This is a genomic window from Acinetobacter sp. ESBL14, from assembly GCF_036668815.1.
Taxonomy (GTDB): domain Bacteria; phylum Pseudomonadota; class Gammaproteobacteria; order Pseudomonadales; family Moraxellaceae; genus Acinetobacter; species Acinetobacter gyllenbergii.
Genome location: NZ_JAZEVS010000010.1, coordinates 1 through 25,621 on the forward strand (window position 1 = coordinate 1; position 25,621 = coordinate 25,621).

Annotated in this window: 26 protein-coding genes; 14 read left to right on the plus strand and 12 right to left on the minus strand. The window is 41.5% G+C overall.

The features are described 5' to 3' along the window. The first annotated feature begins 296 nt into the window (after window positions 1-296). Window positions 297-7,187, plus strand: coding sequence for a hypothetical protein (locus V6E90_RS20565; protein ID WP_332606328.1), 6,891 nt, complete (start codon window positions 297-299; stop codon window positions 7,185-7,187). A 301-nt stretch (window positions 7,188-7,488) separates the two neighbouring features. On the opposite strand, the gene V6E90_RS20570 is transcribed toward V6E90_RS20565, so the two are convergent. Further along, window positions 7,489-7,824, minus strand: a complete 336-nt coding sequence (locus V6E90_RS20570; protein WP_016543061.1) for a TIGR01244 family sulfur transferase — start codon at window positions 7,822-7,824, stop codon at window positions 7,489-7,491. A 122-nt stretch (window positions 7,825-7,946) separates the two neighbouring features. Between V6E90_RS20570 and V6E90_RS20575 the strand changes: the two genes are divergently transcribed. The 4 genes from V6E90_RS20575 (at window position 7,947) to V6E90_RS20590 (ending at window position 10,245) form a co-directional block, all read left to right on the plus strand. Beyond that, window positions 7,947-8,843, plus strand: a complete 897-nt coding sequence (locus tag V6E90_RS20575) for an alpha/beta hydrolase (protein WP_016543062.1) — start codon at window positions 7,947-7,949, stop codon at window positions 8,841-8,843. Next, window positions 8,844-9,281 carry a thioredoxin TrxC gene (gene trxC, locus V6E90_RS20580; RefSeq protein ID WP_065344086.1) on the plus strand — a complete coding sequence of 146 codons (438 nt, stop codon included), beginning with the start codon at window positions 8,844-8,846 and terminating at the stop codon, window positions 9,279-9,281. 1 nt (window position 9,282) lies between these two features. Beyond that, window positions 9,283-9,696 carry an acyl-CoA thioesterase gene (locus V6E90_RS20585; protein WP_016543064.1) on the plus strand — a complete coding sequence of 138 codons (414 nt, stop codon included), beginning with the start codon at window positions 9,283-9,285 and terminating at the stop codon, window positions 9,694-9,696. A 69-nt stretch (window positions 9,697-9,765) separates the two neighbouring features. Then, complete coding sequence (locus tag V6E90_RS20590) at window positions 9,766-10,245, plus strand: GAF domain-containing protein (RefSeq protein ID WP_016543065.1); 480 nt, start codon at window positions 9,766-9,768, stop codon at window positions 10,243-10,245. A gap of 56 nt (window positions 10,246-10,301) precedes the next feature. On the opposite strand, the gene V6E90_RS20595 is transcribed toward V6E90_RS20590, so the two are convergent. The 3 genes from V6E90_RS20595 to V6E90_RS20605 form a co-directional block, all read right to left on the minus strand. Beyond that, window positions 10,302-10,796 carry a nuclear transport factor 2 family protein gene (locus V6E90_RS20595; protein ID WP_332606329.1) on the minus strand — a complete coding sequence of 165 codons (495 nt, stop codon included), beginning with the start codon at window positions 10,794-10,796 and terminating at the stop codon, window positions 10,302-10,304. 76 nt (window positions 10,797-10,872) lie between these two features. Further along, the gene (locus V6E90_RS20600; protein ID WP_016543067.1) at window positions 10,873-11,367 is read right to left on the minus strand and encodes a DUF4442 domain-containing protein; all 495 of its coding nucleotides are present in this window, start codon (window positions 11,365-11,367) and stop codon (window positions 10,873-10,875) included. A 14-nt stretch (window positions 11,368-11,381) separates the two neighbouring features. Beyond that, complete coding sequence (locus V6E90_RS20605; protein WP_004655922.1) at window positions 11,382-11,870, minus strand: YajQ family cyclic di-GMP-binding protein; 489 nt, start codon at window positions 11,868-11,870, stop codon at window positions 11,382-11,384. A 90-nt stretch (window positions 11,871-11,960) separates the two neighbouring features. Here V6E90_RS20605 and V6E90_RS20610 point away from each other — a divergent pair, with 90 nt between their 5' ends. Further along, window positions 11,961-12,275, plus strand: coding sequence for a rhodanese-like domain-containing protein (locus tag V6E90_RS20610; RefSeq protein ID WP_016543068.1), 315 nt, complete (start codon window positions 11,961-11,963; stop codon window positions 12,273-12,275). A gap of 84 nt (window positions 12,276-12,359) precedes the next feature. On the opposite strand, the gene mnmC is transcribed toward V6E90_RS20610, so the two are convergent. Genes mnmC through V6E90_RS20630 form a run of 4 tightly spaced genes read right to left on the minus strand, consistent with a single transcriptional unit; the run spans window position 12,360 to window position 15,680 of the window. Continuing rightward, window positions 12,360-14,264, minus strand: a complete 1,905-nt coding sequence (gene mnmC, locus V6E90_RS20615; protein WP_332606330.1) for an FAD-dependent 5-carboxymethylaminomethyl-2-thiouridine(34) oxidoreductase MnmC — start codon at window positions 14,262-14,264, stop codon at window positions 12,360-12,362. Window positions 14,265-14,282: 18 nt separating this feature from the next. Further along, window positions 14,283-14,738, minus strand: a complete 456-nt coding sequence (locus V6E90_RS20620) for a hypothetical protein (protein ID WP_016543070.1) — start codon at window positions 14,736-14,738, stop codon at window positions 14,283-14,285. Window positions 14,739-14,741: 3 nt separating this feature from the next. Continuing rightward, window positions 14,742-15,044, minus strand: coding sequence for a YciI family protein (locus V6E90_RS20625; protein ID WP_016543071.1), 303 nt, complete (start codon window positions 15,042-15,044; stop codon window positions 14,742-14,744). 24 nt (window positions 15,045-15,068) lie between these two features. Continuing rightward, window positions 15,069-15,680: a septation protein IspZ gene (locus V6E90_RS20630; protein WP_332606331.1), complete on the minus strand. Its 612-nt coding sequence runs from the start codon at window positions 15,678-15,680 to the stop codon at window positions 15,069-15,071. Window positions 15,681-15,725: 45 nt separating this feature from the next. Between V6E90_RS20630 and V6E90_RS20635 the strand changes: the two genes are divergently transcribed. Continuing rightward, on the plus strand, window positions 15,726-16,589 hold the full coding sequence (locus V6E90_RS20635; RefSeq protein WP_332606332.1) for a PHP domain-containing protein: 864 nt from the start codon (window positions 15,726-15,728) through the stop codon (window positions 16,587-16,589). 136 nt (window positions 16,590-16,725) lie between these two features. Here the strand turns inward: V6E90_RS20635 and V6E90_RS20640 are convergent, their stop codons facing one another. Further along, complete coding sequence (locus V6E90_RS20640; RefSeq protein ID WP_016543074.1) at window positions 16,726-17,619, minus strand: LysR family transcriptional regulator; 894 nt, start codon at window positions 17,617-17,619, stop codon at window positions 16,726-16,728. Window positions 17,620-17,722: 103 nt separating this feature from the next. Here V6E90_RS20640 and V6E90_RS20645 point away from each other — a divergent pair, with 103 nt between their 5' ends. After that, the gene (locus V6E90_RS20645; RefSeq protein WP_332606333.1) at window positions 17,723-18,769 is read left to right on the plus strand and encodes an aldo/keto reductase; all 1,047 of its coding nucleotides are present in this window, start codon (window positions 17,723-17,725) and stop codon (window positions 18,767-18,769) included. A gap of 45 nt (window positions 18,770-18,814) precedes the next feature. On the opposite strand, the gene V6E90_RS20650 is transcribed toward V6E90_RS20645, so the two are convergent. Then, a complete protein-coding gene (locus tag V6E90_RS20650; protein WP_004655906.1) occupies window positions 18,815-19,726 on the minus strand; it encodes a bestrophin family protein in 912 nt (303 codons plus the stop codon). Window positions 19,727-19,770: 44 nt separating this feature from the next. Continuing rightward, entirely contained in the window at window positions 19,771-20,493 is a 723-nt protein-coding gene (gene radC, locus V6E90_RS20655) for a RadC family protein (RefSeq protein ID WP_016543076.1), read from the minus strand. A 196-nt stretch (window positions 20,494-20,689) separates the two neighbouring features. Here radC and coaBC point away from each other — a divergent pair, with 196 nt between their 5' ends. The 6 genes from coaBC to V6E90_RS20685 all read left to right on the plus strand — a co-directional run bounded on the left by coaBC (window position 20,690) and on the right by V6E90_RS20685 (window position 25,049). Beyond that, window positions 20,690-21,946 carry a bifunctional phosphopantothenoylcysteine decarboxylase/phosphopantothenate--cysteine ligase CoaBC gene (coaBC, locus tag V6E90_RS20660; RefSeq protein WP_005277304.1) on the plus strand — a complete coding sequence of 419 codons (1,257 nt, stop codon included), beginning with the start codon at window positions 20,690-20,692 and terminating at the stop codon, window positions 21,944-21,946. A 155-nt stretch (window positions 21,947-22,101) separates the two neighbouring features. Beyond that, entirely contained in the window at window positions 22,102-22,479 is a 378-nt protein-coding gene (locus tag V6E90_RS20665; protein ID WP_332606334.1) for a cytochrome b562, read from the plus strand. A 158-nt stretch (window positions 22,480-22,637) separates the two neighbouring features. Beyond that, window positions 22,638-23,483, plus strand: coding sequence for a methylated-DNA--[protein]-cysteine S-methyltransferase (locus tag V6E90_RS20670; protein WP_332606335.1), 846 nt, complete (start codon window positions 22,638-22,640; stop codon window positions 23,481-23,483). Further along, the gene (locus V6E90_RS20675) at window positions 23,470-24,207 is read left to right on the plus strand and encodes a 2OG-Fe(II) oxygenase (protein ID WP_332606336.1); all 738 of its coding nucleotides are present in this window, start codon (window positions 23,470-23,472) and stop codon (window positions 24,205-24,207) included. Before V6E90_RS20670 ends, V6E90_RS20675 begins: the two co-directional genes overlap by 14 nt. 4 nt (window positions 24,208-24,211) lie before the next feature. Next, window positions 24,212-24,457, plus strand: a complete 246-nt coding sequence (locus V6E90_RS20680; RefSeq protein WP_332606337.1) for an Ada metal-binding domain-containing protein — start codon at window positions 24,212-24,214, stop codon at window positions 24,455-24,457. Then, the gene (locus V6E90_RS20685; RefSeq protein ID WP_332606338.1) at window positions 24,444-25,049 is read left to right on the plus strand and encodes an alpha-ketoglutarate-dependent dioxygenase AlkB family protein; all 606 of its coding nucleotides are present in this window, start codon (window positions 24,444-24,446) and stop codon (window positions 25,047-25,049) included. Before V6E90_RS20680 ends, V6E90_RS20685 begins: the two co-directional genes overlap by 14 nt. 1 nt (window position 25,050) lies before the next feature. Here V6E90_RS20685 and V6E90_RS20690 read toward each other — a convergent pair whose 3' ends face one another. Continuing rightward, window positions 25,051-25,572, minus strand: a complete 522-nt coding sequence (locus V6E90_RS20690) for a hypothetical protein (RefSeq protein WP_332606339.1) — start codon at window positions 25,570-25,572, stop codon at window positions 25,051-25,053. Between the last annotated feature and the right edge of the window lie 49 nt (window positions 25,573-25,621).

Sequence of the window (25,621 nt, forward strand, 5' to 3'; positions counted from 1 at the left end):
CCGAACTCAGAAGTGAAACCTCTTAGCGCTGATGGTAGTGTGGCACTTGCCATGTGAGAGTAAGTCATCGCCAGCTTTTAAATCTAAACACCCCCTCCGCTAACGCTGAGGGGGTGTTTTTTATTGCATAAAATATTTAGATAAAAATTAAACACATTAATGTTAAGCAGTTCACTTTCCTAAGGAATAAAGCTGGTATTACGAATTGATAAAATATATTATTTCGAGTAAATTTTTGTACAAAAGTCTTAATCGTATTGTAAGGCTAAATATTAAATAAGATGGAAATTATTGTTATGACATATTTCAAGGGTTTAAAAAAAATCGGGGTAAATACGACAGTATTAGCAACTTCTGTTGCATTAGTCGCTTGTGGTGGGGGGGGCGGTGGATATTATGGGACAACAGAATCTGGTACAGATACGAGTAATCCAAGCACACCGACGACAAAAAAAGAAGTAGCAGGCGTTACGCTTCAATTAAGCAAAAGTACTTTAAAAGTTGAAGGGGATGAATTAGTTATTACCGCGAAAGCTATTGATAAAGATAGTGGTGGAGTTGCTGGGGCCAAAATTAATCTTAATATTAAAGATGGTGAAAAAAATGGTGCAACAAGTGATACTTCTACCAAAACAACTGGTGAAGATGGAACTGTAACTTTCACCGTCAAATTAAATGGCACGAACAAGAATTTGACAGAGCTATTATTTACGACCACCGTTGTTGATACCAAAATCCAAAATCAGACGAAAGTAACTGTGACAGGTGCAGGAACTGTTGTCCAAAGCCAATATGAGTTAAAATTTGATAGTACTGCTGCTTTACCCGTTTCTGGTGGTGAAACCGCTGTTCGTATTCGAGCAATAGATACAAATGGTGGCGGTGTTCCAAATGAGAAAGTAACTCTGAAGGTTAAAGATTTCCAGTTAAATGGGGTAATGATTAAAGGGAGTTCGAGTGCTGTAACGAATAATGAAGGTTATGTTACATTTACTTTACAACTACCAAATGGTAAAGAGGCGGATCGTTTAGCGCTGATTGCATCTGGAGTAGCACTTGAAGCGACATTAACAGAACAATCTGGTGCAATTAAAACTCAGGTTTCTACAGCTCAAGTTGTGTCCGTTAAAAATACAATGAGCAGTCTCTCATTATCAACATCGTCAAATAATAAAGTTGATGCTATTGGTGGAACAATTGAGGTTGAAGCACTTGCTCTAAATCCAGAAGGATTGGCAGTTGCGGGTAAGGAAATCAGTTTAAAGTTGGATGATTTAGCCCTTGAATATGGCGCGAAATTAGTAAATTCAACTGCAAAAACTGATGCCAATGGTAAGGCAAAGTTCATAATTAAAACGGAAGCGAATAGTTTAAATCCGACAGGCCAGTTATTAGTAAAAAATGGTATTCAGATTTCAGCATCATCGGCTGATGGTTCAGCAGTTACACAAACAAGTAGTATTACTGTTGTGTCTGTTGCAACAGAAAATGTATCTTATTTAACGGCTATTACTTCAAATTCTATTGATGTTAGTGGTGGCCAAGCAACAGTTACTGTAACAGCGAAAGATGCAAAGGGTGGTGCTGTTGCAAATAAGCAAATTAATTTAACTGTGCCAAATAGCCAAAATAATGGCTTAACTATTGTTGAAGGTTCTAAGCTCAATACAGATAATAATGGTCAAGCAACATTTACCGTCAAATTTGATAAAAATAGTGTTTCAGCAAATGATATAAATAATTTGCTGTCGAATGGTGTTACTGTCGTTGCGAGTTATACTACTGTTAATAATAATGTTCTAACTCAAACAACCAGACTTAACTTCACCAATAAAAGTGCCATTTTAGAAAAAGATGTGCAACGTCTCGAATTAACAGCGAGTAAGGGCGTTGTTTCTGCAAAGAATGACACTGTTCAGATCAAAGTACGTGCTATTAGTATTGATGGCCATTTTGTTGCAAATAAAATAGTGACACTTGGTTTAGCCGCAGCAGTAACTGAGAATGGTGTTACTATTGGTGGAGATAAAGCAATTACTCAAAAGACTGATGCAAGCGGGTATGCAACATTTACTTTAAATGTTGATGCCTATAATCAGCAATCAATTGATAATTTAGTAAAGTCAGGTATTACAGTCGCTGTTGCAACGACATTGGCAGATGGTTCATCTGTTAAACAAAATATGCAAATTATGGTGGAGGCAGCGCCTTTACAAGCAGTAGATGTAAGTTATTTAAGTATTAGTCCAGATTCAATGATTAATACCAATAAAGGCCAAACCACTGTAACCGTACGTGCGGTAGATCGTAATGGTGGGGTATTGGCGAATCAAGATATTACTTTAAATATTGATAAAGCATCAGAATATGGTTTAACAATTATAACGGGGTCTAAAGCCAAAACCAATTTACAAGGCGAGGCTACTTTTGTAATTCAGTATGATGGTCGAGTGAAAGATGCGGCGATCTTAAATCTTTTAAAAACACAAGGTGTCTTATTAACGGCAACTTATCAACCAACTACGGGTAATGCGGTGACGCAAACATCCTATGTTCGCTATTATGATCAAACGAGTGATGTTGATGTAAAACAGCTCTCGATTTCATTGGCTAAAGGGGTGGTTGTTGCATCGAATGACATATTTGAAGTTGCAGTTAAAGCTGTTGATGAAAATGGTCAGCCGATTAATGGTCGAAAAATCAGCCTTGCTCTTTCTGAAATTGCGAAAAATAATGGGGTAAAAATTGTTACTGCTCCAGTCAATACGACGCAAAATGGTGAAGCGAAATTTACGATCCAGCTCAATGCTCCGAATGTTGATGCGGTTAAGGCTTTGGTTGCTGAGGGGTTATTGGTTACAGCCTCTACAGAACAGAATAGTGGAGTAAGTATTGCCCAAACTGCGAAGGTCATGGTTGTGGCTTCAGCTCAGGGCACTGTTGATGTTGCTTATCTCGCGATTGACCAACTTGATGCAATTAATGTCGCTAATAATGCTGAAAGAGTGATTACCGTTAAAGCTTATAACAGTAGTGGTATGGCACTTGCGAATAAAGACATTACTTTGAATTTGCCACAAGTGAATGGAATTCATATTAAAGAAAACACGATACTGACCACTAATGCTGCTGGTGAAGCCAAGTTTACTGTTGTATATGATCCTTCTAATCTTTCAGATGCAGATAAAGCGAAACTTATACAAGATGGTTTGGTTATTAATGCTAATTATAATAATGTCTTGCAAACAGTTAAGCTTGCATATTTCGAGACTGCCAAAAATATTCAGCGTATGGATTTAGTGGTTGATGAGCCAGCATTGGTCCTAATACCAAATAATCAAAATCCACCTAAAGTTAAAGCGACAGTGACTTTAAAAGATGATGCAGGTCAACCAATTATAGGGCGCCAAGTCACTTTAGCAATTAATGCCGAAGCTTTGCAGAATGGTATTCGTATTGAAGGTGCAACAGGTGGTCTCTTTACTGTTGTGACAGATCAAAATGGTCAATCTTCGATTAATTTAATTGCTCAACCAAAGGACAAAACTGCACTGGATGCTTTAGTTGCATCTGGTATTGGTCTTGGTGCATCTGCAGTTCAAGCAGAGGGTCAGGCTGTGATTACACAAAGTACTAAGATCACAATTTTATCCCAAGCATCTTTAAGTGAAGTTGGGTATCTCACGACGGAGAGCAATAAAGCAATTGGTACAACAGGCGGTAGCTCAACAATTAAGGTGAAGGCTTTTAATACGAATGGCGATGCTTTAAGTGGTAAGACCGTTAAATTAAATTTAAAAAATATACCTGTAGGTTTGGATATTAGTGTTGATTCAACCACGAAGACAACATTAATAGATGGTACAGTAGATTTTAATATTACCTATAAAGCCCCAAAAGTTTTAACGCCTGAGCAGATTAAAGGATTATTGGCTGGTATTCAGGCGACTGCGTCTTATACCAATAGTGCAGGTAAAGATATTACTCAAAGCACGGTATTACAATTTTACATCGATCAAGTGAATATCCAGCGGATGGACTTGGTTGTTGATCAACCTAATCTCATTTTAGATACGACATCGTCTAAAACAGTACTGACAACAGTTACACTTAAAGATAAAGATGGCAATCTGATTAAAGAACGCCAAGTGACTTTGGCAATTGATAACTGGGCTGTTGATAATAATACCCTTAAAAATGCTGTGAATTTCCAAGGCGTGATTGGTGGTTCAACCGTTGTTGAAACCAATGATCAAGGGCAGGCCAAAGTGCTTTTGGAAGTAAATACAACGACGAAAGAAGCTGTAGATGTTTTGGTGGCTTCTGGCATTAGTTTGAGTGCTACAGCAGTACAAGGTGATGGCACAGGAAGTATTTCCCAAAAAACTCAAATTACTGTCAGTTCAGCGGCGACTTTAAATGAGATTAGTTATTTAACGACAGAGAATACCAAAGGTGCCTTAAAAACAACGGGTGATTCGACCAATATTATCGTAAAAGCCTTTAATAATAAGGGGAAAGCCATTGCTGGGAAGCCGATTAAATTGGCTTTAAGTAATGTACCTGCAGGCTTAAATATTAAAGTCACGCAACCAAAATTGGTTACAGGTACAGATGGTTCTGCAAGCTTTGAAATCATTTATGCAACACCGACTAATCTTACAGCTGAACAAATCAAAGGTTTGTTAGCTGGGATTCAAGCGACTGCGACTTACACTTCCGATGCAGGCACAAATATCACGCAAAGTACTGTCTTACAATTTGTGGCTGATGATGCTGAGCTTGCAAAAGATGCACAGCGCATTGAATTGCAGACATCAAAAGGAATTGTTTCGGCGGATAATGATACATTCACTTTCACAACTAAAGTTTTTGACAAAGACGGAAACCCGATTAAGGATAAACTTGTAGGGTTTGGTTTGAATGATGCTGCTGTTGCGAATGGCGTGACTTTTGTTGGTAGTGCAAGCAAAAAAACCAATGCAAATGGTGAGGTGACATTTACGCTGAATGTAAAAGCCGCCAATGATCAAATGATTGAAAATTTAGTTGCCAACGGCATTACACTTGCAGCATCTGTGGTACAGGCGGATGGTTCTAAACTCAGTCAAACGACACAAGTGATGGTGAAAGCACCTGCAGCAAAAGATGTCGCTGCTTTGACCGTTACACCTTTGCAACCTGTTATTTCAGTACTAGGCGGTACCAGTGTTGTGGCGGTTAAAGCGACTGATGCGAATGGTGGTGTTTTAGCCAATAAAGACATTACTTTTGGTTTAGCAGCAGGCTTGAGTTCACGTGTCAAAGTGGATAAGACCAGCGCCACAACCAATGCAAATGGTATCGCTTACTTTACGGTGACAGTAGAGAATGGTGAAAATATTGATCAATTGTTGGTAGAAAAGGGCATTACTTATGCTGTTTCAACCTATAACAATAACAGTACAACGCAACCTGTTGTAACCCAAGTTGGGCGAATCAATGTTTCTATTCCAACAGAAGCAATGAACCTCAGCATGAATACATCAAAAGATGATTTATTGGCATCAGGCGATACGGCAGATGTTTTTGCCAAATTAATTGATAATAATGCATCAGGAATTAAAAACTACCCTGTAACGTTTACAGTCATTGATTCAGCTCTGAATGGCGTGACGATCAATGGACAAGAAACATCCGTTATTACCACGGACACAAGTGGTAATGCAAAAGCAAGTTTGAAACTTACCAAGATTACAGGTAAACAATATACGGATCTCCTTACAAATGGTGTAACTGTTCGGGCTTCTATTACCTTGCCAAATGGTGTTGTCCGTACCCAAACAGTTCATTTTAATGTCAATGAAAAGGTGAGCCCATATCGTTTGGCAATCAACACGTCAAATGACTGGTTAAATGTTGATGGCGATAAAGCTGTTATTACAGTATCTGCATTACAAGTGGCTAATGGTCAAGCAGCGCCAAACCAGAAAATTACCTTAAAAGTTAAAAAGACGAACAGTACAATTGGTGCTAGCGTTGGTATCGTGAATGAAGCAGAAGGTGATAACGGTATTATTGATACTTATACCGTTACTTCTGATCAAAATGGTAATGGATTCTTTACCTTGCTTATTCCAAGAGATGTCATGCAAGATGGTAAAGATGCTCTCATTGCCAGTGGTATTGAGCTTGAAGCGACATTGAATGATGAAACAACAAAAGAGGTTACGACTTCACAGGTGCTTCGTCTAAATGTAAATAAACCGACAACTGCTCCGCGTTATAGCTTAAGGGTTACTTCTGGAAAACCAACATTAAATGTTCGCAATGATGTAACGGATGTAACAGTTAGTTTATTGGATCAAAATGGCGGTGGTGTAAAAGGTCAATATGTAACGCTAAACATTAATAATTTTATTAATAATGGTGCTTCAATTATTGGACCATCTGGCTTAACAACCGATGATAAAGGTCAAGCGACATTTAAAGTGAGAGTCGATGAGACGGTACGCCATCAAACCTATAGCGCTGCCAACTTTATTGCTGATGATTTAAATCTCACAGCAAGCTACTCTACAGCACAAGTGATTGGCACACCAAATGTAACGAATCAGGTTTATCGTATTGATGTCATTCAGGCTTCTGCTGAGGAAGAGCCAGAAGGGCATTTAACATTTGGTCGTTCTTCGTTATTGGAAGGATCAAGTGATGGTAATTACTATACTGAATCAATGTCTGCACAGTTGGTGGATAAAGATGGTAATGCGATTCCGAACCGTGCTGTGACCTTATCAATTAATTTGTTAGGTATTACCAAAGGTACTTACACGGTATCTAAGGATCCGATTACAGATGAAGTGACACGCGATAAAAATATTACAGCAATATGTTATGGTATGAACTTACCTGCAACAACACAAATCGCGACAGCATTTGTTGCACCGCAGGGGGGTAATGTTTCTGACGTGGTGACCTATATGACGGATAGTTCTGGTAAGTTCGACTTCCGTATTCGCTACTTAAGACAATATGCTGGTTGGCAAGAGTTGAATATCAACGCTAAGGTTAAAATTAATAGTGTACCTGTACAGGATCTTGAATCCCGTCTGAATTATCCATTAGTTATGCTGAAGAGTGATTTTGATTCGGAAGCAGGTCAACCATTTGATACAAGTCCATATGGCACAAGCTCAACATGTAACTAAAGTCATGGTTCTCTAAGTCTAAATAAAAAGGCCGTATTCAATGTAATACGGCCTTTTTCTTGGTGTAATTAGGTCCTTCGTAAGGCTGTATATTTATGAATTGTTCTATTTTTTATAAACCTGTACCTACACTCACGGTTGCTGTTGGACGAACTTGGAAAGAACTACAAGCAGACACTGAGAGGATGCATAAAAGGACAATGGCGAGTTTTGACATGGTTCTTGATCTATTGAAAAAGAACCATCATCTTATAAATACCAAGCTTTAACTATTTGGATCAGGTAATGAAATGTAATGAATTTAGTCGTCTAATAAATCCATTTGTTTTGCGATTTGATATAGATTATTTGAGCGATTACCGGTACGGCAGAACATCAAAATTGGTTTAGGCAGTTCATTATAATGATTGGCAAAATTACGGACATCGAGTTCAGTGATTTGCCCTGCAACAACGGGTTGATAGACATAGTCTAAACCTGCAGTTCGCGCAGATTCTTCGATCTGTGCACTGGTTGGCTGCTCAGGGCCACCTTCCATATCTGGTCGGTTATTAATAATCGATTTAAATCCTTTTTCGACCACTTGCTCAATATGTTCAGGGCCGATTTGACCTGCAAAACCAACATTCTCTGTCATCTTGTCACTCCAAAAACAAACAAAACATTTTATGCTCTATCATAGCATTAAGCTCGATCTTGAGTTTAAATGTCTGTAGTAAATAAATGATGATAAGTAAAAAATAAGGCAATGGAGCGCGCATGCACACCTACACTGTTGAGCCGTTGTATGTTCCAAGTGGTGATGAAACCATCGCTGCGGATTTTTATCTGCCTAAAGCCAATACCAAAGCTGCGGTGATTATCATGGCGCACGGCTTTGCAGGCTTGCGTCAATTCAAGCTGGTTCAATATGCTCAGCGCTTTGCTCAGGCGGGTTATGCGGTCATTTTATTCGATTATCGTAATTGGGGGGGCAGTACAGGCAAGCCGCGTGAGCTGGTTTCACTGAGCGCCCAGCTTGATGATTGGAAGACCGTGATTCAATATGCCTCGAATTGTAAATTAATCGATAATCGACGTATTGTTTTATGGGGAACTTCGCTCAGTGGTGGATATGCCCTAAGCTTGGCGACGGATCTGAAAAACATTCAAGCCGTTATGGTACAAGTGCCTTATGTTGATGGTGCTGAAACAGCCAAGCTCTATCCCTTACAGCGCTATCCAGAGGCATTGAAGCGTTCTAGTCAGGACTATATGGGTTCCAAGATGGGTCTAGTACCTAAAACGCTGCCTGTAGTTGATCAATACCGCTTGTGTTTCTTACCTACTTCAGACAGTTATTATGGCTATCATTCGATTGTGAATCCTGACTATTATTGGAGTGGAGAAGTTCCGGCACGCGTGTTTTTTAATTTAATGCGTTATCGCCCGATTCAGTTTGTACGTAAAATTAATATTCCTGTTTTATTCATCGCCGCCAAGCACGACTCTTTGATTCCAATTGAGTCGAGTCGTGAAGCAGCGACCAATATTGCACCATTTGTGAGCTATCATGAATGGGAAATGAAACATTTTGATATTTATCATGGTTCTTGGTTTGAAAAAGCAGTCACAACCCAATTAGAATTTTTACATCAACATATTGGAGTGATGTAGATGATTATTGTCTGTGCATCATGTGGTGCAAAAAATCGTGTACCCGAAGAAAAATTGGCGGTTCATCCCAACTGTGGGCAATGTCATAAAGCTTTGCTGTCTTTAGAGCCGATTGAACTCAATGAACAAAATTTCAGTAATTTCATCAGCAATTCAGATCTGCCAGTATTGATTGACTTGTGGGCAGAGTGGTGTGGACCTTGTAAGATGATGGCACCACATTTTGCTCAAGTGGCGCAGCAAAATCCTTATGTGGTTTTTGCCAAAATTGATACCGAAGCCAATCCACGTTTAAGTGCTGCATTTAATGTGCGTAGTATTCCAACGCTGGTACTTATGAATAAGACCACTGAATTGGCGAGAATCAGCGGGGCATTACGCGCACCTGAATTACAACAATGGCTAGATCAGCAATTACAGCAGCACCAAGGACATTAACATGAGCGAACGCCCAACTCATCCAGAAGGGACTTTATCACTACAAAACATTGCTATGCCTGCAGATACCAATTGGAGTGGTGATGTATTTGGTGGCTGGATTGTCTCTCAGATGGATCTCGCAGGAGCGATACATGTTGAACGTTTTAGCAAAGGTCGTTGCGCTACCATTGCGATTAATCAGATGACCTTCCTTGTGCCTGTAAAGGTCGGGAATGTGATTAGCTGTTATACCAAAATTTTGAAAGTAGGTAGCAGTTCGGTTCAAGTCCAAATTGAGGTATGGAACAGTCATGATGATTCTCGTGAACCTATACGGATTACCGAAGGCGTATTTACCTTTGTTGCGGTAGATGTGAATGGCAAGAAACGATTGATCTCAGAAGAGATTAAACAGGCATTTGCAGCAAGCTAATCTACTACAAGCTAAGTTCTCTTGTATTGGGTAGATGAAGCCAAACCTTTTTTTAATTTGGAATGAAGCATGGCAGAAGAATTAGTGTTGCAGCAAGGCCATAAGGCTGAGCAATATCAAAGTATCCTTCCTCAGATTCAGGCAATTGTTGAAGATGAAAGCGATGTGATAGCCAATCTCGCCAATATCTGTGCGGCATTAAAACAGCAATTTGGCTGGTTTTGGATTGGATTTTATCTGGTCAAAGACAATGAATTGGTGTTAGGCCCATTTCAAGGCCCAATTGCCTGTACCCGTATTGGCAAAGGTCGTGGCGTGTGTGGAACAGCTTGGCAACAGCAGCAAGTGATCGTGGTGCCAGATGTCGATCAGTTCCCAGGACATATTGCCTGTAGTTCTGCCTCGAGATCGGAAATTGTTTTGCCGATGATGAAAGATGGGGAATGTGTGGGCGTGTTGGATGTCGATAGTGATGAACTGAATCAATTTGATCAGATTGATGCGGAATATTTGCAGCAGCTGATGCTGATCATTGAAAAATTTATTTAAGTATTTAAAAAAATAAAGCCCAAATTCGTTTGGGCTTTATTGTTGTAAGCTAATCACTAAAACATGGTGTTGGCATTCTGACTCTGTTCAGGAATATTTTGTATGACATCCCAATGCTCTACAATTTTTCCATTTTCTACACGAAATATATCAATAATCGCTCGACCTCGATCGCTGTCATTCTCTGTAGAATGCACATGCAGGACGACCAGATCTCCTTCCGCAATTGCTTTCTTGATGACATTTTTTGCCTGAGGGTTATTGCTGAATTTTTGGCTAAAGAAGTTTACAAATGGCGCCTTGCCATCAGGTACATTCGGATTGTGCTGAATATATTGATCCCCAATATAACGATCGGCATATTGTTTCACTTGGTGTTTCAAGAAAACACCTTCATAAAAATCAGTGACAATTTTCTTGTTGTGTTCAGCTAAAGAATGGATCTGTTTTGTGGGTACTGAAGCTGAAGTATCAGCAGCGATTGCTTGGGCAGAATATGTTGCTAGATTGAGCGCTATCAGAAAATGAGAAAGAAGGAGTATTTTTTTCATTTTTATCATCAGAACACAAAGAGGGATCTTTGCATCCTGATGATAATACTGTCACTAGAATAGTCTAGATCGGTTATTATTTTTTACGTTTTGGTAACCAAGCCCAAAGCATTTGGCATTGGATCGGTTGATTGCCAGAATCATCAATCACGCTAATAGGGACCAATAACTCGCCTTTTTCATTATCTGCGATAAACTTTTGTTGATCAGCTGATAATGTTGCCGTTGCTGTTAAACCACCTTGTGCAACTTTTAAGTAATCGACATGTAAGGATTTGATCAACAAGATACGATCATCTGGTACATGTAAACCCGTTAAAAATCCAGTTGCAGTTTCACCCAGTAGCGCCATGGCTGCGGCATGTACACCTTTAATATGATTTTGCATATTACGCTGGTTTTCAATGCGAACAGTCACGTGGTCTTTATCGACTTCTAAATAACGAATATTCGCTGTTCCAACCATCGGAACCACACGACCAAAGGCCTTGCTCCAGAGCGTGCTACGAATGCCTTTCGGAAATTTAGACGTGGTTTTAACCAGCTTATAAAGACGGTTATCTTTTGCCATAGTGAACCTATTGCTTAATCTTTGAAATTATTAAATTGCAGTGGCAGACCAAATTGTTGTTCACGTAAAAAGTTCATCACTTGTTGCAAAGTATCGCGCTTTTTATCCGTGACACGGATTTTGTCTCCTTGAATAGAAGATTGCGCTTTGATACCACTTTCTTTAATGGCTTTATTAATTTTTTTTGCGGTATCTGAGTCAAGTCCGTCTTTTAACTTGATTACTTGCACCACATTTTTACCCGAAGCGGTGGCTTTTTGTGGATCTAAAGCCTGTACATCAATTTTGCGTTTATAGAAGTGGTTTTCAAGCATGGTATAGACTTGTTCACATTGGAAATCGCTTTCAGTTGAAATTTTGATTTCTTTATTTTTTTCATTTAACTCAATTGAAACGTCTTGTCCACGGAAGTCAAAACGAGTCGCAATCTCTTTTTCTGTGTTTTGCACAGCGTGATTGACTTCAAATAACTCTAATTCAGAAACAATATCAAAAGAAGGCATGGTTAGACCTTTACAAAGGGAAAGAATATTTGAGATGCTAAGGGGGTTTTCTTCATTTGCCAAGTGTTGTTTACATCAAAGGAGTGCACAATGATCCGTAAACAAGAAATTACAACATTTGAGTTCCCAGAAGGCGCAGTCATCTGGGATGTCCGTGATACCAAAGCGTATGCAGAGGCTCATGTTAAGGGGGCGGTGAATCGTCCAATTGCTGAGATCACTGCGGACAGTCTGACTCAAGTTACAGCGGATCAACCGATTTATATTCTATGTGGTGGCGGCAGCAAAGCACCACGTGCAGCAGAGCTTTTAGACGGTATTGATGATTCTCGTGAATATGTTGTATTGATGGGTGGCACACGCGCAGCGCGTGATGCGGGCTTACCTTTAGAACAAGGCGCTTAAATCACTCAGAAGATTGGCCAAAATACAGCGGTATTTTGGCCAATTCAAAATTCTAGATTTCAGTCATTTTAAAATTAAAAATATTTAACCAGAATAATAAGGCTTCTTGGCTTTTACTTTCTTCTGAAAGCGTTGAGGATTCAACTTATCCAACAGGTTTTGAGGCACTGGACAAAGCTCACCCAAGACAAGGGCTGCCAACACTTCACTACACAATGGCGCAAACAAGAACCCTTTAGAACCTAGACCTGCAAAGGTAAATATCTGTCCATCATTTTTCATTTTCCCGACCAGAGGGAAATAATCCTGACTTTGCGCACGTACTGAAGCACGGCCTTGCCAATGCTCTATAGCAGGGAGCTGCTGTGCATATTCTGGGAAGACACTGTGGATAAGTTCATAGTTATGCACATGATCTGCTGCTAGAACTTCAACATCGTCTCGATTGGGATAAAAAGATGCGCCTAGAATCAATTGAGTGGCATTCAGTTGCATGCAATAACCGCCATAACTATAGGCTTGATCTAGAGCTTGCTCACGATTTTCAACCCAACTGACTTGTCCACGAATTGGTTTTAACACAGGATAGTTTTCAAAGAGCTCAGCACTTTGCTTGGCACAGCAGACAATGACGTCATCGGCTGTTGCGATGAGTTGTTGTTCTTGCCAAAGCTCAGTTTGCTTGTCTGTGCTTTTTAAGCGAGAAATCTTTGCTTTTCTGCAGTGGATATTCGGATGCTGCAACATTTCATCACGCAGTTGCTGTGGAGAAACGGCACCTGCTTGATGAAGCGCCAAGCTTGGATAAGCTGTTTCAGGTATAGCATTCTGCTGATCTGGTACAGAGAGCACCGCTTCAGGATATTGTTCCGCTAAACCAAGCAATTCATCTGCATTTTTTAAAGCCATTTGCTGGACTTGAATCGGTCTAAATGCTTTGAAACGTGAATAGAAATTCAAGGCATGTTGCCAGCTCAAGGTCATCAAGTGCTCATGGGCCTGTTCAATTGGACACAGCTTGGGGTTGAGTAGAGCAAGGGGATTGCCTGATGCACCTGAAAGTGGCTCATTTTGCTCGTAGATCGTGACTTGATGGCCGCGTTGAGCAAAGGCCCATGCACAGCTTAAACCTGCGATTCCCGCGCCAATGATGGCAATCTGACGAGGTCTTGAGTTGGATGCCGTTGTTGCTAATTCAGATTGAACCTTAATTTCTGCTGCTGCATCCGCAGGGTCAGTTAGCGCTTGTGTCGGATCAGACCAAATGGCTTTTAGCATTTCACGTTTATGACCAAAACCGCGTGGACGGCTAATGTGGATCCCATGTTGCTTGAGTCCACGTTTCAGTACACCAGCAACACTAAAGGACGCAAATGTCGTTCCGTAGTCTGATAAACGAACAATGTGATTCAGTACATTTTCCTGCCACATGTCTGGATTACATGAAGGCGCAAAACCATCAAGAAACCACGCATTCACGGCTTGGGTTTTCGGGATACTAGGGAAAATATCCTGTGCATCTCCCAACCATAAATCAATACTAAAACGTTCTTCTGGAAAGCTTAAGCGATGGCATCCTGCAATGGGCAAGGGATATTGTTGAATCAGCTGTTCTGCAAGTGGTTCAAGTTCAGGCCAGACATTCAGTGCACGGATCAGATCGGCTTTGCTCAGTGGAAATTTTTCGACGCTAATAGCATGCAAATGGCTGTGATTATCAGGACGAATCTGCTGCCAAAGCTGCCACAAGGTTAGAATATTTAAACCTGTGCCAAAGCCAGTTTCACCGACACAAAAGTATTGGTAATCATTCAGTTGCGACAGACGTTCAGTGAGGTCATTGCCATTTAAAAACACATGCCGTGTTTCGAGTAGACCATTATCTTTAGAAAAGTAGACATCGCCGAATTGTTTAGAAATGGGAACTTCGATACCATCGACCAGTTCCCAGTCTAATTCGGCTGTTTGTAATTTTGCGGAATGAGACATAAATAGAAAGTTAGTTTTTTACCACTGACGACGACGTTTAGTGTGAATATAACTGGCAATCAAGAAACCAAGTATTACCCCTACAGCAATGGTCATCGCACCATATAAAAACATTTGTGCGCTGCGTTCACTTTGTAACACCTGAACCTGCACGGTCAAGCTGTCATTTTTTAACTGTAATTCTTGATTTTGAGAGAGTGCTTCCAGATTGGCATGCTCAAGTTGCTTCAAGCGACTGGCCTGATCTTGAATCATGGCTTTGACTTTTGCATCTTGTTGTTGCTTGGCTTTGGCAATTTGTTCAGCGGTCAGTGGTTTGGCCGCTGTTGCAGTCGTATTGGTGGGTGCGGCCGTTGTTGCATTCGTTGCAGGGGTTGTGTTGGCTGCTGGAGCCGCCGGTGTTGCTGGCTCAACCGCCCAAGCAGTCGAACTAAATAAACATAAAGCCAATACGCTTTTGACGACAACTTGCATGATTTACCCTTTTGGAAAAGCTTTGTTGAACGGTTTTACCTCAATATTTGAGTAAATCCCTTCTTTTAAAAACGGCTCTTCCTGAATCCAAGCATCTAAGGATTCACGGCTATCAAATTCGACAATCATGGTACTGCCCCAAAAACCAGCCTGCGGATCATTTGGATCTTTTGGATGGGCACCTGCCGTAATTAAACGTCCTTCATCATCTAACTTTTGTAGACGTTCAATATGTTGTGGGCGGGTGGCTAAACGTTTTTCCAAAGTACCTTCGCGATCAGTACAAGTCAGCACAAAATATGGCATGGCAGTGGCTCGATGATTTAAAATCTATTCAGTGGTTTTAAAATGCTTTCTTAAGAAAAACAGTATAGCAGCTAGGTAACTGATAGAAACGATAATATCGCCGAAAGCGGTGAATTCGCCCCAATATTTTCCTTGCATGTAGACAAAACCAAAGAAGAAATGCAAAGCCGCAAGCAAAAAGAATTGTCCACACCACGCCCAGTTCAATTTGATCCAACCTTTTGGGCTAAGTTCTAATAACGAGCCTAAAAGTTTTTGGATAATTGGCATACGTTCTTTATTAAAGAGTGGCGTCACCAGGAAGCCTAATCCAATACCGATATTGATAATGATGGCTTTCATTTTGATGTAGGTCACATCGCTAAAAATCAGGGTGATGCCACCAAAAATGACTGACATGACGACAATAAACCACTGCATTTTTTCCAATTTAAATTTTTGGAAAAAGAACAGGCAGCCATACACCACAAGCGTCGAGATGAGTAATGCACAAGTTGCAACAAGAATATGATTTTGATCAAGATTTCCAGAGCTACCTACCAACTGTAGCAGAGGATGATGACTATCTTTAGGATCGGTGGTTTTATAAAAATAAAAGAAGATAATAATCGGTAGATAGTCGAGCAACGCTTTCATGTTACAGTACGATGATGAAATAGGTCAGATAGCATAATACAAACCATGTTCGGTGTCGATTTACACACACATACGCTCATTTCCGATGGTACCTTCTCTCCAGAGCAGTTGGTACAGGCTGCAGTCGATTTAAAAATCCACACCCTTGCCGTCACAGACCATGACACCATGGATGGCTTGCAGCGTGCCCAAGATTATGCACAAGCACATGATATTCAAATTATTTCTGGGGTAGAGGTTTCCAGTCAGTGGTCTCGACCCAATACCAAAAAGAGTTATGGAGTGCATATTGTTGCCTTGAATATGCAAAATGACGTGCCGATCAAAGCTATGCTGGAACAGCAGAAAAAGGTTCGTGCTGAACGGGCAAAAGTGATTTGTCAGCTCTTAGAAAAATGTATTGATTTTGATATTTATCCTGATGTGGTTGCCCAAGTCGATGGGGAAGCAGATCGGGTGACCCGAACCCATATTGCTAAAGCTCTAGTCGAAAGGAATATTGTCAGTCGTCCACAGCAGGCCTTTGACCGTTTTCTAAAAGAAGGCAAAAAAGCCTTTGTGAAATTTGAAGGGATGGGTCTTAAAGAAACTATTGATGTGATTCATGCCAGTCAGGGTTTCGCCGTGCTTGCTCATCCGACCCGTTATGACCTGTCAGCAACCAATATTCGTTATTTGATTGAACTCTTTGCCGAATCGGGTGGTGATGCGGTGGAACTACCACCGAGTATCGAACCTGCTTCGACACGTCAAATGGTGGATCGAATGATTCAGCAATTTGATCTAGCGGTTTCGATTGGCAGTGATTTTCATGGCGAGAATATGCCATGGATTAAATTGGGACAGACACCACGGCTTAAAGAGGGGCAGCAAGGAATTTGGGAGCGCTTTCAATCCCCCGTGATATGAAAAAATTAGAACTTTGCCTCATCCTTATTTTTTTCATGCTGCTTGTATGGGGTGTGCAATGGATGTTTCATGGTTTTGCAGGAGTATAGTAATCACTGTTGCAAGGCTAAGATTAGTCTGAAGGACTAAAGTTTTATCATTCACGCTGCTGAAAGTAATCGATTAAATAATCTAAAAAATGCTGCACTTTTGGCGCGATCAGCTGCCGATGTGGGAACACTGCATAAATTGCCGTTGCTTCAACAGGAAATTCCGGCAAAATCTGCACCAGTTTACCTGTCGCAAGTTCATCCGCCACATGCCAGATCGAATGATTGGAAATACCAAGACCGGCTAAGGCGGCTTGTCGAACACCTTCACCTGAGTTAGTTGCAAAATAACCCTCGACATGAACCTGTTCAACTTTCCCTTCGGCATTGACCAAGTGCCAGTGATTGGTGAGACCTTGACCATGCTGCTGCAAGATACAACGATGCAATTTGAGTTCTGCCAAGCTATGGGGCTGACCATATTTTTCCAGATAGTTGGGGGAAGCGCAGAGTACACGTGGATTGGTACTCAAGCGTTTGGCGATCAAGCTGGAACTTTTTAACTGACCAATGCGAATGGCCAAGTCCATGCCTTGCTGAATCAGGTCGATGTTTTGATCATTTAAATCTAAGTAAATCTTCAGTTCAGGATGTAAGTGGGAAAATCTGGCAATCACGGGCATTAATACCTGAGTACCAAACGTAGCTGAGGTGCTAATCCGTAAAGTCCCTGTTAAGGCTTGATTTGGGGAGGTGAGAGCTTGCTGTAAATGAACAAAATCGTTGATCCAGCCACGTCCATGCTCCAGTACGATTTTACCTTCCTCTGTTAAAGTCAATTTTCGTGTGGTGCGATGAAATAAACGCAGTTGTAGGCTTTGTTCTAGACGTTGTAATTTCTGACTGGCCACCGACACCGAGATATTGGCGTCCTGTGCGGCTTTGCTGATCGAACCCAAGTCTGCAACACGAATAAAAAACTGAAAATCTTCTGTATTCATTATCAATAAAATCAGAAAAGTATTTCTTGATTATCGTGGTTTTTCGAATAAATCCCTAGCGCTATTTTTGTACTGAAGCAATCACAGCTTGAAGAGACGGGTCATGAAATATCATTTTTTAGGAAACTCGGGTTTAAAAGTTTCAGAACTGGGATTTGGCGCAGGCACCCTAGGTGGGCAGGGGCAAATTTTCTCTGCTTGGGGGCAAGTCAGTCAAACAGAAGCCAATCAAATGATTCGTGCTGGTTTAGATGCGGGTATTAATTACTTTGATACAGCTGATGTCTATTCTGATGGAGAATCTGAACGAATGCTGGGCAAGGCTTTGGCATCTGAACGTCAACACAATATTATTTCCACTAAAGTTGGGATTCGTAGTTCAGATCATCTCAATGATGCTGGATTTAGTCGGCGTTATTTATTGTCGGCAGTTGAACAGTCATTAACTCGCTTGGGAACGGATTATATTGATGTATTACAGCTGCATCAGTTTGATAGCTTCACCGCATTACCACAATTAATGAAAACCTTAGATGAGTTAGTGCGTAGTGGCAAAGTTCGTTATATCGGCGCGTCTAATTTTGCAGGTTGGCAACTGATGAAAGCGCAGGCGATTGCGGAGCAATATGGCTATGAAAAGTTTGTGGTCAATCAGGTCTACTATTCATTGATTGGTCGTGATTATGAATGGGAGTTGATGCCTTTAAATGATGACCAGCACATTGGCGCAGTAGTGTGGAGTCCTTTGGGCTGGGGCCGATTGACAGGTAAATTTGATCGCGAGAATCCGATTCCAGTCCAGAGCCGTTTACATGATACCGCGCAATTCGCGCCGCCAGTCAATGAGGCACACCTCTATGCTGTGATTGATGTGCTCAAACAGATTGCAGCAGAAACAGGCTATACGGTTCCGCAAATTGCCTTAAACTGGTTATTACAGCGCCCAACGGTATCGAGTGTATTGATTGGCGCGCGTAATCAAACTCAACTGCAAGATAACCTTGTTGCCAAAGATATTCAGCTATCGATTGAACAGAGCGAACGTTTAAATCAGGTCAGTGCGATCTATCCGCCCTATCCTTATTATCCCTATTGGAATGGACAGTTCACTGAACGCTTTAAGTCCATCGTCCCATCACAATTTATTTAACTGATGTTAAGCTGAAAAAAATGCCCTCATTGCAGGGCATTGAAATTAGAGTAAGTTATGGTCATGCGCTTGAATTGGCGGCGGGGTTGGGCGACCTAAAGTTCCAAGTAATTCAATTTCAATTGAACGTACCATCGCATCCAGCGGTAAGTCATTGCTTTGTGTGCCGAAAGGTTCTTCTATTTCAGTACTCAAAGCATCCAGACCTAAAAAGGTATAGGCCAAAATACCCACCAGTAACGGTGTCACCAAGCCCAATAACGAGCCAAGACTGAATGGCAGCATAAAGCAGAAGAAGTACACGGTACGATTCAGTAAAACCGAATAGGCGAATGGAATTGGAGTATTCGCGATCCGATCGCAGCCAGTTTGCATTTCACTTAACGCGGCCACATGGCGGTTCATCTGGGTATAAATAATATCCGAGATTTCGCCTTCTTTCATGGCCTGTAACAGTTCCCATTGAATTAGGCTCAAGGTGTACTGCGGCGCATTATGCTGTTGATAAAGTTGCGTCAATGCTTGTTGACTCAGACCGCTGGTTTCGGTCAGCTCGGTTGGATTGGCGGTTTGATGACGCAGACGATCACGCAGTACATTGGCAAACACAATCACGTTTTGAATAATACGTTCACGACGTGCTTGGGTCAGGACGCGGCAATCTCGGTCAAAATGACGCGCAGTGGCAATCAACACCCCCCAGAGTTTACGTGCTTCCCACCAACGGTCATAACAGGCGGTATTCTTAAATCCCAAGAAAATGGACAGTACCACACCAATCAAAGTGAAGCCGACCAAGGGAATTTCAGGGAAACGATACAGATTGACATACTCGACCCCACCAATAATGGCAGAGATCAGCATGACGAAACCAAGAGAGGGCAAAATTTTGGGTAAAATCGTTCCTCGCCATGAGAATAAAACTTTAAAAATACTCGGCTGGTCACGGACAATCATGTTATTTGAATCATTAATTTTATGTCTTGATATTCCTGTTTGGTTTAAGCTTTGTCAAGGCGAGATTGCTTGGTTTTAATAGGGTTGAGTAGTTGTTGTTCAGAAAATGAAAAATAGCCTTCAGCTGAAATAATAAAATGATCAATCAAGTGAATTTCCAGCAGTTTGCAGGCTTGTTTGAGTTGTTGGGTCAGATAAATATCTTCTGTTGACGGTTGAGCAGTGCCATAGGGATGATTGTGCGCTACTACGATTTGACAGGCCTGTTGTTGCAGGGCATAGCGTAAGGTTTGATTCAGTGAAACCGTGCAGGAATGATGGGAACCGAAGAATAGCTTTTTAAAATGTAATTTTCTCAGTTCGGCATCTAAACACAGAACGGCAAAAACTTCCTGTTTTTCACCTTGCAGTTCATAACGTAAATAGTCGAGCACTAAGGTTGAAGTATCTAGGCAAAGCCGTTGTTGTTGGAAATGATTATTCAGATAACGCCGTCCGAGTTCCTTCACGGCCATCAGCTGTGCATATTTCGTGGAGGCTATGCCATTAAATTGTGATAAATCTTCAAAATTGGCATCAAATATCAAATTAAGTCCACCAAAATGTTGAATCAAAATACGCGCCAATTCCACTGCAGAGTGCTGTTTTGAGCCTGAACGAAGAAAAATCGCCAACAGTTCAGCATCGGATAAGCTTTGCGGTCCTTGGGATAAAAGTCGTTCTCTTGGGCGTTCTTGTTCAGGCCAGGTTTTAATAGATTGATTCAATCGTTAATTTCCTTTTGATTTTATTGTGATTATTTTTTTAACGCGCAAAAATAATTGCGCGCCTTTTCCTTTTATAGGGTGTCATGTCAACACGATTTTCGATCATCGTCAGTGCTGAAATGTTGAGGGTGCTACTTGGGTATCTACTTATTTAATGCTATTGTGAGCGCCACTGCAACAGTAAGGTATCCTGTTTGTGAGCTTCGATCTAAGTGTTATTCCCCATAAAAACATTATATTAGCGGTTACAGGTGGTATTGCTGCCTATAAAAGTGCCATTCTGGTCCGCCGTTTAAAAGATTTCGGTTTTGATGTCCGTGTGGTCATGACCCATGGCGCACAAGCATTTATTACCCCACTCACTTTTCAGGCACTTTCAGGCAATCCTGTGCATACCGAATTGCTTGATCCTGAAGCTGAAGCAGGTATGGGACATATCGAATTGGCACGTTGGGCTGATTTGGTTTTGGTGGCACCTGCCAGCTGTGACACGATTGCAAAATTTGCTAATGGCTTGGCAGATGATCTGCTCAGTACGCTATATCTGGCAACCAAAGCACCAGTTTGGGTTGCACCCGCGATGAATCAGCAAATGTGGGCAGCAAAAGCCACACAACGCAATTTGCAAACGTTGGTTGAAGATGGCGTGCATGTGATCATGCCAGATGCGGGTGAACAAGCCTGTGGAGATGTGGGTCTAGGGCGTATGCCTGAGCCTGAAGATTTGGCTCGCCAAGTTGCAGCTTATTTCCATAAGGCGCAACGTGCCTTGGCTGAAAAATTCGGTTTGTTAGCTGGTAAGCGCGTCACCATTACCGCTGGGCCGACCCGTGAAGCGATTGACCCTGTGCGTTATATTTCCAACCACAGCACGGGTAAAATGGGCTTTGCCTTGGCAGCAGCTTGCTATGCCGCAGGGGCAAAAGTCACCTTGGTGGCAGGGCCTGTCAGTTTGGATACGCCGAATGGTGTGCAACGTATGAATGTCAGTTCTGCCATGCAGATGCTCGATGTCAGCATGAATCAGCTGAAAGAAGGCTGTGACATCTTTATCGCAACCGCAGCGGTGGCGGATTATCGCGTGGCACAAGTGGCTGAGCATAAGATTAAGAAAGCAGGTGATGAACTTGCGGTGGCGTTGGTCAAAAATCCAGATATCGTGGCGACCATTGCACAGCAGGAACAACGTCCATTCATGGTTGGCTTTGCTGCTGAAACGCAAAATGTCGAAGAATACGCTGCGGGTAAACTGGTAGCGAAAAAACTGGACATGATTGCCTGTAATGATGTGTCACGTCCAGATATCGGTTTTGCTTCAGATGAAAATGCCATGACCGTGTTCTTTGCTCAATCTTATCACATGAAAAAGCGTGAGCTGGAAAAGGCCTCAAAACAAGAGATTTCGCAGCAGTTGGTTGAGTCGATTGCCGATGCTTTACGCCGTCGCTTATAAAACCTGAACGCGATCTTTTTTTATCAAAATGCAACGATTCCGTTGCATTTTTTATGTATGCTAAATCAGCAATCGCCATTGGTGCTTTGAAGTCAAAGCACGATGTTTTGCGCCAAGAAATTAAGCATAGCCACAGTTTTTGATAGGATATCCGAATGATTAAAAAAACTTTAGCCACTGTTATGATGTTATCCGCGTTTGCATTGAACCATACGGCAATGGCTGCGGGTTTAGAAGATGACATGAAAACGCTGGGGAAAAATTATAAAGCGTTTAACCAAGCTGCAACGCCACAGGCGGCAACAGCTGCTTTGGATAATATGCGTGCTGCTGCGACCCATTCAAAACAGTATAAATTAGCGCCGAATACTACTGAAAAAGTGCCAGCCTCTACTGCTTTATTTGACCAGATTGTCGGGGAAATTGATAAAGCCAAATTGTTGGTGCAAGCAGGTAAGCTGGATGAAGCGAAAAAACAAGGCAAAAAGATTGCTGAATTACGTGACCAAGGACATAAGTATTACACCCATTAATCTATAAAGATTGGTCATCGAAATGATAGCGCCGTACTTCAAGAAGTACGGCTTTTTTTTATCGGGATTGGAGACACTACAAAGACTGAGCATGATTCAGATTTTCACAGAATGGCAAAGTTGCTACAGTGAAAACATGAATGATGAGAGGTGATGATATGTCCTCACAACAACGTAATTATGAACGCATTGCTCAAGCGATTCAGTATATTCAACAAAACTTTCAGCAACAGCCGCAACTGGATGAAGTGGCAGCACATATTCATTTAAGCCCAGCGCATTTTCAGCGTTTATTTACCGAGTGGGTCGGCACCAGTCCAAAAAAGTTTTTGCAGTATATAAGTGTTGAACATGCCAAGAAGATTTTAAAACAAGAGCAGGGCAGTATTTTTGATGCAACCTTTGCCACAGGACTGTCCAGCACCAGTCGATTACATGATCTGTTTATTCAGATCGAAGGGATGACCCCTGCTGAATATAAACATGGTGGACAGAGTCTCACGATTCATTATCAATTCGCAGAGACCTTGTTTGGTGAAGTGCTGATTGCATCCACACATAAAGGCATTTGTGCACTGAGTTTTGTGGACAATCGGGCTGATGCCTTGAAGCAGTTAATAGCACAATTTCCTCAGGCCGTGATTATTGAACAGCTCGATGCATTTCAACACAGTGCTTTGGCCTTGTTTCAAAAGGATCAACCGCAATTGGCAGAGATTAAACTGCATTTAAAAGGCACCGAGTTTCAGCTTAAAGTATGGCAAAGCCTGCTCAAAATTCCAATGGGGCAGCTCTCTACGTATGGTGAGTTGGCCAAAGCCATTGAGCATCCCAAAGCGGCTCGAGCTGTCGGCACCGCTATTGGCAGTAATCCTGTGGCATTTCTGATTCCCTGTCATCGGGTGATTCAGTCTACAGGTGCTTTGGGTGGCTATGAGTGGGGAACATTGCGTAAAACAGCATTGATTGGTTGGGAAGGTGCACAAACCCATGCAGCCACCTGAATTGACACAAATCCAAGCGGTGATCGATCAGATTCAAGCTGCTGATTGGGAGGCCATCACTGAGCAAATGCACCAACAAGGCTTTGCCCTGATCGAGCAGGTTCTTTCGACCGAGTTATGTGAGATGCTGAAACAGGCATATCCGCAAACCGGACTGTATCGTAAAACCGTAGAGATGCAGCGTTATCGTTTTGGTCGAGGTGAATATAAGTATTTTACTTATCCTTTGCCGAATCTGATTGAGCGGATACGGCATGAGATTTATCCCTATTTGGTACCGATTGCCAATGCATGGTTTCGGGTGCTGAAGTTAGAACATTCATTTCCATCCTCCCATCCTGAATTTCTACAGCAGTGCCATCAACAGGGACAAACGTTGGCAACACCACTGATTTTGAAATATGGACAAGGCGGCTTTAATACGCTTCATCAGGACTTATATGGTGAGGTGTATTTCCCGATACAGCTGGTGATTGTATTGAGTCAGCCGAATGTGGATTTTAGTGGCGGAGAATTGGTTTTTACCCAACAAACACCCAGAGCACAATCTAAGGCCATGGTGGTGCAGCCACAGCAAGGTGATCTGTTGATTTTCACCACGCAGTTTAAACCTGAAAAAGGCAGTCAGGGCTATTATCGGGTCAATATGAAGCATGGTGTTAGCCCCATTCATCGAGGTGAACGTTATAGCCTCGGGATTATTTTCCATGATGCGGTGAGTTAATCTGATGTGGCGGCATCTAGACTTAACACAGACCGAGTTACATCAAAAACTGAAACAGCAACAGATTGTATTTGCAGGCAATGCACAGCTTAAGATTTATGGCAGATTGACCTGTGCCTCAGGGAAGCGCATGCTAAAAAAGAATCGGGTATTTTTTGTCGATGAGCAAGAAGCAATTGGACAAGGTTTCCGACCGTGTGGACATTGTATGCAGCAAGCCTATAAGAAGTGGAAAGATGCAACTATTTGATATCGAAGCTGATCCAAAGCAGAATCATTTGCCCTATGACGGCACGGTACAGTACTACGGCAAAGTGGTGCAGACTGCGGCTGCAGATTATTATTTTGATCAACTGATGCAGACCATTGCATGGGAAAATGATCAGGCGCTGATTTTTGGAAAGTTATTGACGACTAAACGTAAAGTGGCGTGGTATGGGGATCGGCGCTTTGAATATACCTATTCCAATATGAATAAATATGCCTTGCCGTGGACCAAGGAGTTACTGGAGTTAAAACAACTGGCTGAAAATTTAACGGGAGACACATTCAACTCTTGTTTGCTCAATCTTTACCATAGTGGTGAAGAGGGAATGGCGTGGCATAGCGATGCTGAAACAGACTTAAAAAAAGATGGGGCAATTGCCTCATTTAGCTTTGGCGCTGAGCGAAAATTTGCATTTAAACATAAGCAGAGCAAAGAAAAAGTTGAACTCTATTTAGAACACGGCAGCCTATTGGTGATGAAAGATACCACACAGACCTACTGGTTGCATCGCTTACCACCGACGAAGAAAGTCAGTACGGCGCGGGTGAATCTGACCTTTAGAACCATTGTATAGTCTATAGAATCTTTTTAATCCACATAGTGTCTTTGATTCTTTGAAGTAAGGGAATACGAACCTTTTTATTTACGGTTTTTTCTTGATAACACGTTACATAATAGGAATGTGGGTTAAATGTATATGCATGTTCTTGATAAGAATTATCCCAACCATATGCTCCGCCACTATTGTTCACATGGTGATAGTCAAAAAAACAATAGCTTTTAGATTGAGGGACACATTGTTTGTAGTACTCCTCTTCAAACATTTCTCTGTAAGAAAATAGAAAGTCCTCCTGACAAATTGAATAACTAGGATTTTCACCATTACATGCAAGCTTTTCAGCTTTATTTCTTATTTTTATATTGTCTATCTTGTTTCTACAATTTTCTGGTGGGTAGACTCTAACTTTTTGTACCATAGTGATTGTTGTCATCTTTGGAAAGGTTATTTCTAAGACTAATATAAGTACGCCTATTGTGATGGATGATAATAAGACTAAGAAAAATACTTTTTTTAGCTTTTGAAGAATATCATGCATAATTTTATGTAAAGTAGTTTATAGGGAAAGATATATACTTTTAAGGGGT

Bases quoted from the DNA above. Each gene is read 5' to 3' on its own strand.
- V6E90_RS20565 (WP_332606328.1), top strand. From the start codon at position 297: ATGACATATTTCAAGGGTTTAAAAAAAATCGGGGTAAATACGACAGTA.
- V6E90_RS20570 (WP_016543061.1), bottom strand. From the start codon at position 7,824: ATGACAGAGAATGTTGGTTTTGCAGGTCAAATCGGCCCTGAACATATT.
- V6E90_RS20575 (WP_016543062.1), top strand. From the start codon at position 7,947: ATGCACACCTACACTGTTGAGCCGTTGTATGTTCCAAGTGGTGATGAA.
- trxC (WP_065344086.1), top strand. From the start codon at position 8,844: ATGATTATTGTCTGTGCATCATGTGGTGCAAAAAATCGTGTACCCGAA.
- V6E90_RS20585 (WP_016543064.1), top strand. From the start codon at position 9,283: ATGAGCGAACGCCCAACTCATCCAGAAGGGACTTTATCACTACAAAAC.
- V6E90_RS20590 (WP_016543065.1), top strand. From the start codon at position 9,766: ATGGCAGAAGAATTAGTGTTGCAGCAAGGCCATAAGGCTGAGCAATAT.
- V6E90_RS20595 (WP_332606329.1), bottom strand. From the start codon at position 10,796: ATGAAAAAAATACTCCTTCTTTCTCATTTTCTGATAGCGCTCAATCTA.
- V6E90_RS20600 (WP_016543067.1), bottom strand. From the start codon at position 11,367: ATGGCAAAAGATAACCGTCTTTATAAGCTGGTTAAAACCACGTCTAAA.
- V6E90_RS20605 (WP_004655922.1), bottom strand. From the start codon at position 11,870: ATGCCTTCTTTTGATATTGTTTCTGAATTAGAGTTATTTGAAGTCAAT.
- V6E90_RS20610 (WP_016543068.1), top strand. From the start codon at position 11,961: ATGATCCGTAAACAAGAAATTACAACATTTGAGTTCCCAGAAGGCGCA.
- mnmC (WP_332606330.1), bottom strand. From the start codon at position 14,264: ATGTCTCATTCCGCAAAATTACAAACAGCCGAATTAGACTGGGAACTG.
- V6E90_RS20620 (WP_016543070.1), bottom strand. From the start codon at position 14,738: ATGCAAGTTGTCGTCAAAAGCGTATTGGCTTTATGTTTATTTAGTTCG.
- V6E90_RS20625 (WP_016543071.1), bottom strand. From the start codon at position 15,044: ATGCCATATTTTGTGCTGACTTGTACTGATCGCGAAGGTACTTTGGAA.
- V6E90_RS20630 (WP_332606331.1), bottom strand. From the start codon at position 15,680: ATGAAAGCGTTGCTCGACTATCTACCGATTATTATCTTCTTTTATTTT.
- V6E90_RS20635 (WP_332606332.1), top strand. From the start codon at position 15,726: ATGTTCGGTGTCGATTTACACACACATACGCTCATTTCCGATGGTACC.
- V6E90_RS20640 (WP_016543074.1), bottom strand. From the start codon at position 17,619: ATGAATACAGAAGATTTTCAGTTTTTTATTCGTGTTGCAGACTTGGGT.
- V6E90_RS20645 (WP_332606333.1), top strand. From the start codon at position 17,723: ATGAAATATCATTTTTTAGGAAACTCGGGTTTAAAAGTTTCAGAACTG.
- V6E90_RS20650 (WP_004655906.1), bottom strand. From the start codon at position 19,726: ATGATTGTCCGTGACCAGCCGAGTATTTTTAAAGTTTTATTCTCATGG.
- V6E90_RS20665 (WP_332606334.1), top strand. From the start codon at position 22,102: ATGATTAAAAAAACTTTAGCCACTGTTATGATGTTATCCGCGTTTGCA.
- V6E90_RS20670 (WP_332606335.1), top strand. From the start codon at position 22,638: ATGTCCTCACAACAACGTAATTATGAACGCATTGCTCAAGCGATTCAG.
- V6E90_RS20675 (WP_332606336.1), top strand. From the start codon at position 23,470: ATGCAGCCACCTGAATTGACACAAATCCAAGCGGTGATCGATCAGATT.
- V6E90_RS20680 (WP_332606337.1), top strand. From the start codon at position 24,212: ATGTGGCGGCATCTAGACTTAACACAGACCGAGTTACATCAAAAACTG.
- V6E90_RS20685 (WP_332606338.1), top strand. From the start codon at position 24,444: ATGCAACTATTTGATATCGAAGCTGATCCAAAGCAGAATCATTTGCCC.
- V6E90_RS20690 (WP_332606339.1), bottom strand. From the start codon at position 25,572: ATGCATGATATTCTTCAAAAGCTAAAAAAAGTATTTTTCTTAGTCTTA.